The sequence below is a fragment of the Streptomyces sp. NPDC001204 genome (assembly GCF_053598035.1).
The window spans coordinates 411310-425319 of record NZ_JBSFJL010000001.1; the positions used below are offsets into that span (position 1 = coordinate 411310).

The following is a 14010-nucleotide window of genomic DNA, read 5'->3' on the forward strand; positions in this document are numbered from 1 at the left end:
GAGTCGCTCACTGCTGCTCGTTGGGGAGCAGCGGGTTGTCGCTGAGGCCGTCCGTCGGCTCTCTGCTCGACGACGTGTCGCTCGGCGACTGCGACGGTGTCTGGCTCGGTGTCTGCGACGGCGTCTGGCTGGGCGTCTCGCTGGGCGATTCGGACACCGACGGCGCGGTGGTGGTGGGCGTCTCGGACGGAGTCTCGCTCGGCGACTCGGTGACCGACGGGGACGTGGACGGCTCCACGGCGGCACCCTGCTTGGTTTCCAGGTCGAACTTGCTGACCTCGCCCATGGCGTGGAAGGTGTAGTCGGCCCAGATCTGCGCGGGGTAGCCACCGCCGTTGATACGGCCGCTGCCCGGGATGAGCCCGGTGGCACCGCTCAGCGTGGTGTGCGCATGGGTCTTCGGGTTCTCGCCGAACAGGCCGACGGAGGTGACCAGGCCCGGCGTGTAGCCGGTGAACCAGGCGGACTTGTTCTCGTCGGACGTGCCCGTCTTGCCCGCCACCTGCTGGCCGTTGCGCCGCGGGTTGTCCCGCACCGACGTCTTGGCCGTACCGTCGTCGACCACGCCGGTCAGCACGGAGGTGACCGTGTCGGCGGCCTCGCGGCTGATGACCTGCTCGCCGATCGGGTCGGCCATCTTGACCGTACGGCTCTTCTGCTCGGCCGACTTGACGATGGTCGGGGTGACCTTCTTGCCGTGGTTGTCGAGGGTGGCGTACATCCCGGCCATCTCCAGCGGGCTGGCGCCCATGGAGCCCAGCGTCTGGGCCGGTACCGCCTGCATGCCCTTGGTGTTCATGCCGAGCTTGCCGGCGACCTCCATCACCTTGTCCATGCCCACGTCGACGCCCATCTGCGCGAAGACGGAGTTGACGGACTGGTTCATGGCCCTCTGGACCGTGATGTCGCCGTAGTTCTGGTCGTCCTCGTTGGGCGGGCCGAAGCCGACCTTGGTGCCGTGGTCGAGGACCTGACGGCCGCTGGTGCCGTCGTAGACGGTGTTCGCCGTGATCGGCCGGCCGTCCTGGGTCCTGGAGTCCTCGTCCAGCGCCGCGGCCAGGATCACCGGCTTGAAGGTGGAGGCCGGCTGGTAGTCCCGCCGGGTCGCGTTGCTGAGGTAGTGCTTCAGGTAGTCCTCGCCGCCGTACAGGGCGAGGATGTGCCCGGACTCCGGGTCGACGGAGACGGCACCGGCCTGGACGTGCCCGTCCACCGTCCGCTTCTTCGCGTCCAGCTTGCCGGTGAGCTGCGACTTGACCGCCTCCTCCAGCGCGGACTGCTTCTTCTTGTCGATGTTCAGGGTGATGGTCCAGCCCTGGCCTTCGACCGCCTGCTCCGCCTGGCCCTGGGTCAGGTCCTGGTCCTTCATCAGCTGCTGTTCGAGCTGCTGGTTGGCCAGGGCGATGAGGTAGCCCTTCTGGCCCTCCCGCCCGGGAGCGGGCCGGGGCTCCTTGGGGACGGGGAACTTCATGGTCTGCCGCTTGCCGGCGTCCAGCCAGCGCTGCTTGACCATGTTGTTCAGCACGTAGTTCCAGCGCTGCTGCGCGAGCCGCTTGCCGGTGTCGCTCGCGACGGCCCAGTCGTACTGGCTCGGGGCCTGCATCAGGGCGGCCAGGTACGCGCCCTGCTCGACGCTGAGGTCCTTGGCGTCGACGCGGTAGTAGGCCTGCGCGGCGGCCTGGATGCCGTAGGCGCCCCGGCCGTAGTAGCTGGTGTTGATGTAGCCGGCGAGGATGTCGTCCTTCGACATCCGCTGGTCCACCTTCAGCGAGATGACCAGTTCCTTCAGCTTGCGCGTGACGGTCTGGTCCTGGTTGAGGTAGAAGTTCTTGACGTACTGCTGGGTGATCGTCGAGCCGCCCTGCGCGCCCTTGCCGCTCACCGTGTTGAGCAGACCGCGGGCGGTGCCCTTCAGGTCGACGCCGTTGTCGGTGTAGAAGGTCTTGTTCTCGGCCGCGACGAAGCAGTGCTGGACGGCCTTGGGCACCTTGGACAGGTCCACCATCTCGCGGTTGACCTCGCCGGTACGGGCCAGGATCGTGCCGTCGCTGTACTTGTAGATGTTGCTCTGGCGCTGCGCGTCGGCGTTGCCCTCGGGTATGTCCACGACCATGTACAGCACGATGAAGGCGCCCATGCCAAGCAGGCAGACGCCGAGGAAGGTGCCGAGGATCTTCTTCCAGGTGAACAGGCGGCCCAACCCGCTCTTCCCCTTCGGCCTCGCCGCCCGGCGGGCCGCGGCCCTGCCGCCGCCGGCGGGTCCTGTGCCCGCCGCCGGTGTCCCGGACGAGCCCTGGGGCGCCGCGCGGCGGCCCCCGCGCTGCCGCGCTCGTCTCTCTTCCGCTCGTCCCATGGGTCCGTACGCTCCGCTTCCGTCTCGCCTGTCACTCAGGTGCGTGGTCCGGGTCAGCTCAGAAAGCTAACACCGCCGTCTGTGACAAAGGCGCCCTGATACGTCCCATTACGGACGTGACAATCAGCACCCGCCCCAGTGGAACCGACGTTCCAGGGGCACCAAGGGTTGCCATGCGACGATAAAGTGATATCACTTAGCTAGTACAGAAACCATGGTCCGCGATGCCGCGGGCCCACGACGACCAGGGGGATCCGCCATGCCCGCACAGCCACCGCGCGACGCCACACACGACCTCGCACAGGACCCCGCACCCGCCGTCGAACCGGCCGAACTGCCCGAGATGCCCGAGCCGCGCGTGCGGGAGTTCCCGGCGCACAGCATCGGGGGCGGACTCGCCCTGCTCCTCGGCCTCCTCGGACTGCTGGTCGCCGCGGCCCTGTTCGCGGGCGGGGCGAACGCCTCGGCCACCGGCGCGAAGGCCGCGCTGATCGTCGTCGCCCTCGTGGTCGGCGTCGGCGCGCTGCTCGGGATGTGCGGGCTGAACACGGTCGCGCCGGGCGAGGCCCGGGTGGTCCAGCTCTTCGGCCGCTACCGGGGCACGATCCGCGAGGACGGGCTGCGCTGGGTGAACCCCTTCACCTCCCGGACGAAGATCTCCACCCGCGTCCGCAACCACGAAACCGCCGTGCTCAAGGTCAACGACGCCTACGGCAACCCCATCGAGCTCGCCGCGGTCGTGGTGTGGAAGGTGCGGGACACCGCGCAAGCCACCTTCGAGGTGGACGACTTCCTGGAGTTCGTCTCCACCCAGACCGAGGCGGCCGTACGGCACATCGCGATCGAGTACCCCTACGACGCCCACGACGAGGACGGGCTGTCGCTGCGCGGCAACGCCGAGGAGATCACCGAGAAGCTCGCCGCCGAACTGCACGCGCGCGTGGAGGCGGCCGGGGTGCAGATCGTCGAGTCCCGCTTCACACATCTGGCCTACGCCCCCGAGATCGCCTCGGCGATGCTCCAGCGGCAACAGGCCGGCGCGGTCGTCGCGGCCCGCCGGGAGATCGTGGACGGCGCGGTCGGCATGGTCGAGGCGGCGCTCGCCAGGATCTCCGAGCAGGGGATCGTGGAACTGGACGAGGAACGGAAGGCGGCGATGGTCTCGAACCTGATGGTGGTGCTGTGCGGGGACCGGGCACCGCAGCCCGTGCTGAACACCGGGACGCTCTACCAGTGACCGCCACCGAGGAAGGGTCCTCCCCCGGCCGCCGGCCGCGGCAGCGCAAGCAGGTGCTGCTGCGGCTGGACCCGTCGGTGTACGACGCGCTCGCCCGCTGGGCCTCGGACGAGCTCCGCTCGGCCAACGCGCAGATCGAGTTCCTCCTGCGCCGCGCCCTCGCGGAGACGGGCCGCCTGCCGGGCGAGGCCGACCCCCTCCCGCGCCGCGGCCGCCCTCCGCGCACCCCGCGACCGCCCGAGGGACCTCAGACCCCGTAGCAGAACCGTGACAATCGCCCCCCACCTGCGCATTCACCTCTTCCGCCACCACGTCGACACTCGGCGTATACATGCCGCGTATACACACTGTGTAGAGTCGTCGGCATGTCCATCGGTCACACCCTCCTGGGGCTCCTTGAGTCCGGCCCGCGTCACGGTTACGACCTGAAGCGCGCCTTCGACGAGAAGTTCGGTCACGACCGGCCGCTGCACTACGGCCAGGTCTACTCGACGATGTCCCGACTGCTGAAGAACGGGCTCGTCGAGGTCGACGGAATCGAGGCGGGTGAGGGCCCCGAGCGCAAGCGGTACGCGATCACCCAGGCCGGCGTGACCGACGTGGAGCGGTGGCTCGCCACGCCGGAGAAGCCGGAACTGTACCTTCAGTCGACGCTCTACACCAAGGTCGTCCTGGCGCTGCTCACCCATCGCGACGCCGCCGACGTCCTCGACACCCAGCGCGCCGAGCACCTGCGCAGCATGCGGATCCTGACCGACCGCAAGCGCAAGGGGGATCTCGCCGACCAGCTCATCTGCGACCACGCCCTGTTCCACCTCGAGGCCGATCTGCGCTGGCTGGAGCTGACCGCGGCCCGCCTCGACAAGCTCCGTGAGGCGGTGGCCCGGTGACCCCTCCCCCCGGCTCCCTGCTGACCGCCGAGAACCTGCACAAGGCCTACGGCCCGACCACCGCCCTGGACGGCGCCGGATTCTCCATCCACGCCGGCGAGGTCGTCGCCGTGATGGGGCCCTCCGGCTCCGGCAAGTCCACCCTGCTGCACTGCCTCGCCGGGATCGTCACCCCCGACTCGGGGTCGATCACCTACGACGGCCGTGAGCTGTCGACCATGACCGACGCCCAGCGCAGTGCGCTCAGGCGCTCGGAGTTCGGCTTCGTCTTCCAGTTCGGCCAGCTCGTGCCCGAGCTGACCTGCGTGGAGAACGTGGCCCTGCCGCTCCGGCTGAACGGCACCTCCCGCAAGGAGGCCGAGCGGGCGGCGCTGGAGTGGATGCGCCGGCTGGAGGTGGACGACCTGCGCAAGAAGCGCCCCGGCGAGGTCTCCGGCGGTCAGGGCCAGCGCGTCGCGGTCGCCCGGGCGCTGGCCACCGACCCACGCGTGCTCTTCGCCGACGAGCCGACCGGCGCGCTGGACTCGCTCAACGGCGAGCGCGTGATGGAACTGCTCACCGAGGCCGCCCGCTCGTCCAACGCGGCGGTCGTCCTCGTCACCCACGAGGCGCGGGTCGCCGCCTACTCCGACCGCGAGATCGTCGTACGGGACGGCAGGTCCCGGGACATGGAGCGGATCGCATGACCGCACGTCAGTGGGCCCGCGACCTGGGCATGGGGGCCAGGTTCGCGTTCACGGGGGGACGCGAGGGATGGCTCCGGGTCATGCTCACGGCGGTCGGCGTCGGGCTCGGCGTGGCACTGCTGCTGCTCACGACCGCGATACCGAGCGCGCTGTCGGTACGGCACGATCGCAGCGAGGCCCGCGAGGACTACACCTACATCCAGAATCCCCCGCCGAAGGCCGACGACACCCTGGTGATCGCGGACGTCGACACCACGTACGGCGACAAGGAGGTGCGCGGACGGCTGGTGGAGCCCGAGGGGCCGCGGGCGCCGCTCCCCCTGGGGGTGACCGCGTACCCGGGGCCGGGCGAGATGGTGGTCTCGCCCGCGCTCGGGGAACTGCTCGACTCCGGGTCCGGAAGGCTGCTGAGGGAGCGGCTGCCGTACCGCGTGGTCGGCACGATCGCCGAGAGCGGACTCATCGGCTCCCGCGAACTGGCCTACTACGCGGGCGTGGAGAATCTGGCGCCGCGCATCAACGGCTGGCAGGTGGCCCGGATCACCGAGTTCGGCAGTCCGCAGCGGACGGAGCGCTCGGACCCGGTGCTGCTGCTGCTCGTGATGGTCGTCTTCGTGGCGCTGCTGATGCCGGTCGCCGTGTTCATCGCCGCGGCGGTGCGGTTCGGCGGCGAGCAGCGCGACCGCAGGCTCGCCGCACTCCGGCTGGTCGGCTCCGACAGCCGGATGACCCGCCGCATCGCGGCCGGCGAGGCGATGGCGGGCGCGTTGCTCGGGCTGGTCTTCGGTACGGTCTTCTTCCTGATCGGCCGTCAGGTCGCCGGGTCCGTCGAGGTCGTCGGCATCAGCGTCTTCCCGAGCTACCTCAACCCCTCTCCCTGGCTGGCCGTCCTGGTGGCGGTCGCGGTCCCGGCCGCGGCGGTGCTGGTCACCCTGCTGGCGCTGCGCGGAGTGGTCATCGAGCCGCTGGGCGTGGTGCGCACGGCGAAGCCCGCGCGGCGCCGCCTGTGGTGGCGGCTGCTGCTTCCCGTCGTGGGGCTGGGGATGCTCTACCCGATGTTCGGCCAGGGCCGCGGGAACGGCGACTTCAACCAGTACCTGGTGATCGGCGGCGTGACCCTGCTGCTGATCGGGGTGACCGCGCTGCTGCCGTGGGCCGTGGAGACGGTCGTCGCCCGGCTCGGCGGCGGCGGGGTGGCCTGGCAACTGGCCGTGCGACGGCTCCAGTTGAGCAGCGGTACGGCGGCACGCCTGGTCAGCGGCATCGCGGTCGCGGTGGCCGGGGCGATCGCGCTCCAGATGCTCTTCGCCGGAGTGCAGGGCGACTACACCAAGAACTCCGGGAAGAACCTCTTCCGGGCCCAGATGGAGGTCAGCGCGCCGCGAGGCATCTCGCTCACCGGGGCCGCCGAGAAGTTCTCGGCCACGAAGGGCGTGCGGAAGGCCACGGTGCTTTCCCAGGGATCGGTCGGCGACAAGTCCTGGAAGAACGAGGAGGAATCTCGTGTCTCGGCCACGGTGACGATCGGCGACTGCGCCTCCCTGCGCGAGGTGGCGCGCATGTCCTCCTGCCACGACGGGGACGTCTTCGCCCTCAGCGGCAGCGAGTTCGACGCCGACACCGCGAAGCTGGCCAGGCCCGGCCGCGAGCTGTACTTCGACATGTCCTCGGGCGTGGAGCAGGACGATGTTCCGTGGACCGTCCCGGCCACCCTGAAGCCCGCCCGCGCGATCGAGGACCCCATGGGAGAAAGGCGCAGCGGCCTGCTGATGACGCCGGCCGCGGCGCCCCCGCAGAATGCCACGACGGCCTGGGGACAGGTCTACCTGTCGATCGACCAGTCGATCCCGGACGTGCACGAGTACGTGCGCAACACGGCGGCGGCGATCGACCCGATGACGGGCGCGCACGTGTGGGTCGCCACTGAGGAGTCGAAGAAGTTCGCCTCCATCCGCACCGGCCTGTTCGTCGGCGCGACCTGTGTGCTGCTGCTGATCGGGGCGAGCCTGCTGGTGTCGCAGCTGGAGCAGTTGCGCGAGCGGAAGAAGCTGCTGTCGGCGCTGGTCGCCTTCGGTACCCGGCGGCGCACGCTGAGCCTGTCGGTGCTGTGGCAGACGGCGATCCCGGTCATGCTCGGCCTGCTGCTGGCCGCGGTGGTGGGGATGACGCTGGGAGCGGTGCTGCTGAAGATGACGAGCACGACGGTGGCCGTGCACTGGCCGAGCGTGCTGGCGATGACCGGCATGGGCGCGGGAGTCGTCCTCGCGGTCACCCTGCTCAGCCTTCCGCCGCTGCTGCGCCTGATGCGCCCCGACGGCCTGCGCACGGAGTGAACCCCGGGACCGGGCCCCCGCGCCCGGGGGCCCGGTCGCACCCGGGGACTCAGTCCCGGCCGACGCCGTCCAGCACCCGCACCGGCAGGGGCCGCAGGTCCGTGCGCAGAGCGGCGGCCAGTTCCCGGTACTCGGCGGCGCGGGCCGCGCCGGTGCGCATGGCCAGGGCGATACGGCGGGAGGGGGCGGGGTCGGCGAAGTAGCCGGTGAGGAGCTGGTTGTTGCGGGAGGTCTCGACCCTGAGGGCGGTACGGGGCAGCAGGGTGCAGCCGAGGCCGCCGGCGACGAGCTGGACGAGGGTGGACAGCCCCGCGGCGGTCGTCGTCACCGGGGCGTTCTCCCGACCGGCCTCGCGGCAGATGTCGAGCGCCTGGTCGCGCAGGCAGTGACCCTCGTCGAGCAGCAGCAGATTGAGCTCCTTCAGAGCCTCACGCGGGATGCCCTCCCGGCCGCCGAGCCGGTGGTCGAGCGGGGTCACCAGGACGAAGTCCTCGTCGAACAGGGGGAGTTCGACGACGCCGGGCACGCCGAGGGGGACGGCGAGGAGCAGCAGGTCGAGCCGCCCGCCGGCGAGCCCGTCGAGGAGGTTGGCGGTCTGCTCCTCGTGGACCTGGAGGTCGAGGTCGGGGTAGCGGTCGTGGACGAGCCTCAGCACGGTGGGCAGCAGATAGGGCGCGACGGTGGGGATGACCCCGAGCCGCAGTACGCCGGTGAAGGGCGCCCGGACGGCCTCGGCCTCCTCCAGCAGGGCGCCGACCTCCCCGAGCACGGCCTTGGCACGGACGGCGAGCCGCTCGCCGGCGGGCGAGAGCAGCACCTTGCGCGTCGTACGCTCCAGCAGCGTGACACCGAGTGCCTCCTCCAGCGAGGAGACGGCACCGGAGAGGGCCGGCTGGCTCATGCCGATCGACGCGGCGGCGTCCCGGAAGTGCAGATGCTCCGCGACCGCGGCGAAGGCGCGCAACTGGGACAGGCTAGGCTGCCTGCGCTTTCCGAGATTACCGACGGTCACTGATAACCACCTCCGATCAACCCGACCGAGTGTAGCTATTTCTGTAATCAATGCACCGTGTGCCACCATCGGCATCGTCCAACCCATGGGAAACATCAGCGCGACCGGTGTTTCCTCGCTGCAAGGAGAGCGCGTGCTCACTGTCGGTGACAAGTTCCCCGAGTTCGAACTGACCGCCTGCGTCTCGCTGGAGAAGGGCAAGGAGTTCGAGACGCTCGACCACAAGACCTACGAGGGCAAGTGGAAGGTCGTCTTCGCCTGGCCCAAGGACTTCACCTTCGTGTGCCCGACCGAGATCGCCGCCTTCGGCAAGCTGAACGACGAGTTCGCCGACCGCGACGCCCAGGTCCTCGGCTTCTCCGGCGACTCCGAGTTCGTCCACCACGCCTGGCGCAAGGACCACGACGACCTGCGTGACCTGCCGTTCCCGATGATGGCGGACTCCAAGCACGAGCTGATGCGCGACCTCGGCATCGAGGGCGAGGACGGCTTCGCCAAGCGCGCGGTCTTCATCGTGGACCAGAACAACGAGATCCAGTTCTCCATGGTGACGGCGGGCTCGGTCGGCCGTAACCCCAAGGAGGTCCTGCGGGTCCTGGACGCCCTCCAGACGGACGAGCTGTGCCCCTGCAACTGGACCAAGGGCGACGAGACCCTCGACCCGGTCGCCCTGCTGGCGGGTGAGTGACCCCATGTCCCTGGACTCCCTGAAGTCCGCCGTCCCGGACTACGCCAAGGACCTCAAGCTCAACCTGGGCTCGGTCATCGGCAACAGCGACCTGCCCGCGCAGCAGCTGTGGGGCACGGTGCTGGCCACGGCGATCGCCTCGCGCTCGCCGATCGTCCTGCGTGAGCTGGAGCCGGAGGCGAAGGCGAACCTGTCGCCGGAGGCGTACACCGCGGCCAAGGCCGCGGCGGCCGTCATGGCGATGAACAACGTCTTCTACCGCACCCGCCACCTCCTGTCCGACCAGGAGTACGGCACCCTGCGGGCCGGCCTGCGGATGAACGTCATCGGCAACCCCGGCGTCGACAAGATCGACTTCGAGCTGTGGTCCTTCGCCGTCTCCGCCATCAACGGCTGCGGCATGTGCCTCGACTCCCACGAGCAGGTCCTGCGCAAGGCCGGCGTGGACCGCGAGGTCATCCAGGAAGCGTTCAAGATCGCCGCGGTGGTCCAGGCCGTCGCGACGACCCTCGACGCGGAAGCGGCCCTCGCGGAGTAACGCGCACCGCACGACGAACCCCGTCCACCCTCGAAGGTGGACGGGGTTCGTCGTTTCAGCTCTGTTCGGGACCCCCCGAGCCGGACGGCACGGTGGCCGGCTCCGCCGGAGCCGCCTCGGACGCGCGTGCCTGACGCCGCTCCTGCTCACGCGCATAGGCCCGCAGATATCCCACCACCGTGTTCGTCACCGCCACCAGCGGCACCGCCACCACAGCGCCGCCGATCCCCGCGATCAGCCCGCCCGCGGCGACCGACAGGACCACCGCCAGCGGGTGCACCCGCACGGCACGGCCGAGGATGAACGGTTGCAGCACGTGCCCCTCGAGCTGCTGCACCGCCAGCACCACCACCAGGACCATCACCGCGGTGAAGACTCCCTGGGTGACCAGGGCCACGACCACCGCCAGCGCGCCCGACACCACCGCGCCCACCAGCGGGATGAAGGCGAACAGGAAGATGAAGACGGCCAGCGGCACCGCCATCGGCACGTTGAGGAAGTAGATCCCCAGCCCGATGAAGATCGCGTCGATCAGCGCCACGATCACCGTGCCGCGCACGTACGCGGTCAGCGTGCGCCAGGCCCGCGGACCGGCACCGGCCACGCCCGGACGCGCCGCAGCCGGCACCAGCTTCAGCGTCCACTCCCAGATGCGCCGGCCGTCGTAGAGCAGGAACAGCGTGGAGAAGACCGTCAGCAGAATCCCGGTCAGCGCCTCCACGATCACCGTCACGCCCTGGAGGCCGGCCGAGGTGATCTGATCGGTGTTGGCGCCGATCGCGTCCCGCAGGTTCTTCGCTATCTGGTTGATCTGCTTGTCGGTGACATGGAAGGGACTGTTCAGCAGCCACTTGCGCAACTGGTCGATGCCGTCCTGGATCTGGCTGGAGAGCGTGTCGATGTTCTCCATCACCTGCCAGGTCACGAACCACCCGATCAGCCCCATGATGACGAAGCCGAGGATCGCGGTGAGCGCGGTGGCCGGCCCCCGCGGCAACCCGTACCGCCTCAGCCACGCCACCGTCGGCTGGAGCAGCGCCGTGATGAGCAGCGCGGTCACGAACGCGAGCACCACCAGCTGGATGGCGCTGATGGCGCGCATCAGCACCCACACGGTGCCCGCGAGAACCAGCACCCGCCAGCCCGCCTCCGCCGCCACCCGTACGCCCCAGGGCACGGCCTGGGCGGGATCGGGCCGGGCGGGGCCTGCGACCGGGTCCGGCAGGGGCTCGGGGTCCACGTCCGGCTCCGGCCCGGCGGGGTCGGTGTGGTCCTTCTCCACCTCGGCGCGGCGCTCGTCCAACCGCTCACCCATTTCGGTGAGTCCGGTGCCGAGCCGGCCGAGCCACCCTGGCACTCGCGACATGATCCGTCCTCTTCCCCCGTCTCTCCCCACCACTCCCCCTGGAGTCGTCCGGTCCGACCGTACAGGGCAACAGCCCCTCCCCCTAAGACGGGGAGGGGCTGTGCGGAGGTTGAGTTCGGCGGTGGTCCGGCTCAGTACCAGTGGTTGGCCTGCCAGAAGTTCCACGCGTCGCACGGGCTGCCGTAGCGGCTGTCCATGTAGTTCAGGCCCCACTTGATCTGGGTGGCCGGGTTGGTCTGCCAGTCGGCGCCCACGGAGGACATCTTGGAGCCGGGCAGCGCCTGGAACAGGCCGTACGCGCCGGAGGAGGGGTTGACCGCCCGGTAGTTCCAGCTGGACTCGTGGTTCACGATGTTGCTGAAGCACTGGAACTGGCCCGCGGGCACCATCGAACGCGCCATCGCCTGGATCTGCGAGATGGTGTACGAGCTCTGCACCGGGAAGCTGGAGGCGTCGCGGCTCGCGGAACGGCTGGCCGCCGCCTCGAGCTCGGCGCGCTCCTTGGCTTCCTTGGCGGCCTTCTCGGCCCTCTCGGCCTCCGCCTTCTTGGCGATCGCCGTCTGGGCGGCGGCCTTGCGGGCGGCCTGCTCGGCCTCCTTCTTGGCGCTCGCGTCCGCGGCGATGGCCTGCGCGTCGGCCTGCTGCGCCAGGGAGGCGGTCTGCACCTGGGCCTGCTGGCCTACGGGGATGTCCGCGAGAAGCGTCGCGTCGGCTGCCATCGCCTCGGCGTCGTTGTTCTGCGCGGTGCTGCCCGAGGCAACACCGACGACGCTTCCGACAGCGGTGACCGCGGTGGCGGAGGCCACTGCGAATCCCCGGACCGAGATCCGGCTCACACGGTTTCCTTCCAGCATCGCCCGCTTCGGTGACCCTGGCGGACGCAATCGTGCCCCTGGCACTGGCCTCCCAACTGCGGGGTCACGGGAGGCGCGGGCCCGGTGGGCAACTCCCCCGAGGGGAGCGCCACGTGGTGCTCGGGCGGCATACGACGACGCTATGGAGTTGAAGCTGCTGCTCAGGTGTCGCCGTACCGCTGGGGGTACAGATGTGTCGTATGCGGGGCCTGACAGGAGTGAGACTCTGCCGTAATCCAACGCCGCAAGGCAATTCTGAGTTGCGTGTGAAAGCTCACACCTCATTCGGCCCAAGGGTTTTCCCCAAATGCCCACACACGCGGACGCCGCCCGGCTAGGCTCAGGCCTTTGCCGGACGGCGCCAACTCCCGCATCACTCTTGAGGGTGAGCGGATTGGATCAAATGTGCCCGTCCTCCAACATTTCGGTCACAAGGGCCGCGATCTGGGACCTCTCGGACCGGGTCAGCGTCACGTGCGCGAAGAGCGGATGGCCCTTCAGCTTCTCCACGACGGCGACGACACCGTCGTAGCGACCGACCCGCAGATTGTCCCGCTGCGCCACGTCATGGGTCAGAACCACCCGCGAATTGGCCCCGATCCGGGACAGAACGGTCAGCAGGACGTTCCGCTCCAGAGACTGGGCCTCGTCCACGATCACGAACGCGTCGTGCAGCGACCGGCCGCGGATGTGGGTGAGCGGCAGGACCTCCAGCATCCCGCGCGCGGTGACCTCCTCGATGACCTCCCGGGACGTGACCGCCGACAGCGTGTCGAAGACCGCCTGCGCCCACGGGTTCATCTTCTCCGCCTCGGTGCCCGGCAGATAGCCGAGCTCCTGGCCGCCGACGGCGTACAGCGGACGGAAGACCATCACCTTCTGGTGCTGACGGCGCTCCAGGACGGCCTCCAGACCCGCGCACAGCGCCAGCGCCGACTTGCCGGTGCCGGCCCGGCCGCCCATCGACACGATCCCGACGTCCGGGTCGAGCAGCAGGTCCAGCGCGATCCGCTGCTCCGCGCTGCGCCCCTTGATACCGAACGCCTCCCGGTCGCCGCGCACCAGCCGGACGCCGCCCTCGGGTGTGACGCGGCCCAGGGCCTTGCCCCGCTCGGACTGGATCGTCAGACCCGTGTGCACGGGCAGGCCGACCGCCTCCGGGACGTGGAGGTGCCCCTCCTCGAAGAGGATGTCCACCTGTTCACCCGGCAGGGTGAGTTCGGACATCCCGGTCCAGCCGGAGGAGTCGGTGATGGCCAGTTCCGCGCGGTACTCCTCGGCCAGCAGGCCGACGGAGGACGCCTTGATGCGCAGCGGCAGGTCCTTCGAGACGACGGTGACGTCGTACCCTTCCGCCTGCAGGTTGCGGGCGACCGCGAGGATGCGGGAGTCGTTGTCCCCCAGGCGGTAGCCGGTGGGCAGCACGCTGGGGTCCGAGTGGTTGAGCTCGACCCGGACCGTTCCGCCGAGGTCCCCGATCGGGATGGGGGCGTCGAGGCGGCCGTGCCGGACCCGGTAGTCGTCCAGCAGACGCAGGGCCTGCCGGGCGAAGTAGCCGAGTTCGGGATGGTGCCGCTTGGCCTCCAGTTCCGTGACCACGACGATCGGGAGCACGACCTCGTGCTCGTCGAAGCGGGTCAGGGCGTTCGGGTCCGCCAGCAGGACGCTGGTGTCGAGAACGTAGGTGCGCCGGTCTGGCTTGTGGCGCTTTGTGCTGGTCACCACGGAAGGACGTACCCCCTCGGATGAGGTCGGGGAGCGACGAGACGGAGGCCGGGCCGGGCGGGCGGGAGTAAGCCGGCCGGTCGACGGCCCCCGCACACGGCGGGCCGAAAACCGGCCATCCACGTCTTCGTCCGTGCTGTTGACCGCACGGTCGGGCTCGTACAAAGGGCCTCCCGGGCGGACGGCCCCGAGCCGTCCGCTGAGATCCGACGCCCGTGGTTCGGGTGTCGACCTGTTTGCCTTATGCCCTCGAAGATGCGCCGCCATGCAAATACGCGGAACGACGCACGAATGAACTCCTCGTGAAGAGGTGGCACCCGGGTGGCGG

Annotated in this window: 12 protein-coding genes; 7 read left to right on the top strand and 5 right to left on the bottom strand. The window is 69.9% G+C overall.

The annotated features are described in order from the left end of the window. Nucleotides 1-7 precede the first annotated feature (7 nt). Complete coding sequence (locus ACWC91_RS01865; protein WP_450641288.1) at nt 8-2353, bottom strand: transglycosylase domain-containing protein; 2346 nt, start codon at nt 2351-2353, stop codon at nt 8-10. 343 nt (nt 2354-2696) lie between these two features. Here ACWC91_RS01865 and ACWC91_RS01870 point away from each other — a divergent pair, with 343 nt between their 5' ends. The 5 genes from ACWC91_RS01870 to ACWC91_RS01890 all read left to right on the top strand — a co-directional run bounded on the left by ACWC91_RS01870 (nt 2697) and on the right by ACWC91_RS01890 (nt 7499). Further along, nucleotides 2697-3590, top strand: coding sequence for an SPFH domain-containing protein (locus tag ACWC91_RS01870; RefSeq protein WP_225075643.1), 894 nt, complete (start codon nt 2697-2699; stop codon nt 3588-3590). Then, on the top strand, nt 3587-3850 hold the full coding sequence (locus ACWC91_RS01875) for a hypothetical protein (RefSeq protein WP_450641289.1): 264 nt from the start codon (nt 3587-3589) through the stop codon (nt 3848-3850). Before ACWC91_RS01870 ends, ACWC91_RS01875 begins: the two co-directional genes overlap by 4 nt. A gap of 105 nt (nt 3851-3955) precedes the next feature. Continuing rightward, nucleotides 3956-4480 (top strand): PadR family transcriptional regulator, encoded by a 525-nt coding sequence (locus ACWC91_RS01880; protein ID WP_225075366.1) that lies wholly within the window; start codon nt 3956-3958, stop codon nt 4478-4480. Further along, the gene (locus tag ACWC91_RS01885) at nt 4477-5166 is read left to right on the top strand and encodes an ABC transporter ATP-binding protein (RefSeq protein ID WP_225075365.1); all 690 of its coding nucleotides are present in this window, start codon (nt 4477-4479) and stop codon (nt 5164-5166) included. The genes ACWC91_RS01880 and ACWC91_RS01885 overlap by 4 nt, the downstream gene beginning before the upstream one ends. Beyond that, nucleotides 5163-7499: an ABC transporter permease gene (locus ACWC91_RS01890; protein WP_450641290.1), complete on the top strand. Its 2337-nt coding sequence runs from the start codon at nt 5163-5165 to the stop codon at nt 7497-7499. Before ACWC91_RS01885 ends, ACWC91_RS01890 begins: the two co-directional genes overlap by 4 nt. 49 nt (nt 7500-7548) lie before the next feature. On the opposite strand, the gene ACWC91_RS01895 is transcribed toward ACWC91_RS01890, so the two are convergent. Beyond that, nucleotides 7549-8511 (bottom strand): hydrogen peroxide-inducible genes activator, encoded by a 963-nt coding sequence (locus ACWC91_RS01895; RefSeq protein WP_281157058.1) that lies wholly within the window; start codon nt 8509-8511, stop codon nt 7549-7551. 133 nt (nt 8512-8644) lie between these two features. On the opposite strand from ACWC91_RS01895, the gene ACWC91_RS01900 reads away from it, so the two are divergent. Together ACWC91_RS01900 and ACWC91_RS01905 are read left to right on the top strand one after the other, a co-directional pair. After that, a complete protein-coding gene (locus ACWC91_RS01900; protein WP_450641292.1) occupies nt 8645-9199 on the top strand; it encodes a peroxiredoxin in 555 nt (184 codons plus the stop codon). A gap of 4 nt (nt 9200-9203) precedes the next feature. Next, on the top strand, nt 9204-9737 hold the full coding sequence (locus ACWC91_RS01905; protein WP_141358872.1) for an alkyl hydroperoxide reductase: 534 nt from the start codon (nt 9204-9206) through the stop codon (nt 9735-9737). 55 nt (nt 9738-9792) lie between these two features. Here the strand turns inward: ACWC91_RS01905 and ACWC91_RS01910 are convergent, their stop codons facing one another. From ACWC91_RS01910 to ACWC91_RS01920, 3 genes are all read right to left on the bottom strand, one after another. After that, nucleotides 9793-11103, bottom strand: coding sequence for an AI-2E family transporter (locus tag ACWC91_RS01910; RefSeq protein WP_450641294.1), 1311 nt, complete (start codon nt 11101-11103; stop codon nt 9793-9795). Nucleotides 11104-11234: 131 nt separating this feature from the next. Beyond that, nucleotides 11235-11957 carry an aggregation-promoting factor C-terminal-like domain-containing protein gene (locus ACWC91_RS01915; protein ID WP_141358874.1) on the bottom strand — a complete coding sequence of 241 codons (723 nt, stop codon included), beginning with the start codon at nt 11955-11957 and terminating at the stop codon, nt 11235-11237. A gap of 399 nt (nt 11958-12356) precedes the next feature. Continuing rightward, complete coding sequence (locus tag ACWC91_RS01920; RefSeq protein WP_225075360.1) at nt 12357-13682, bottom strand: PhoH family protein; 1326 nt, start codon at nt 13680-13682, stop codon at nt 12357-12359. Nucleotides 13683-14010: the final 328 nt, after the last annotated feature.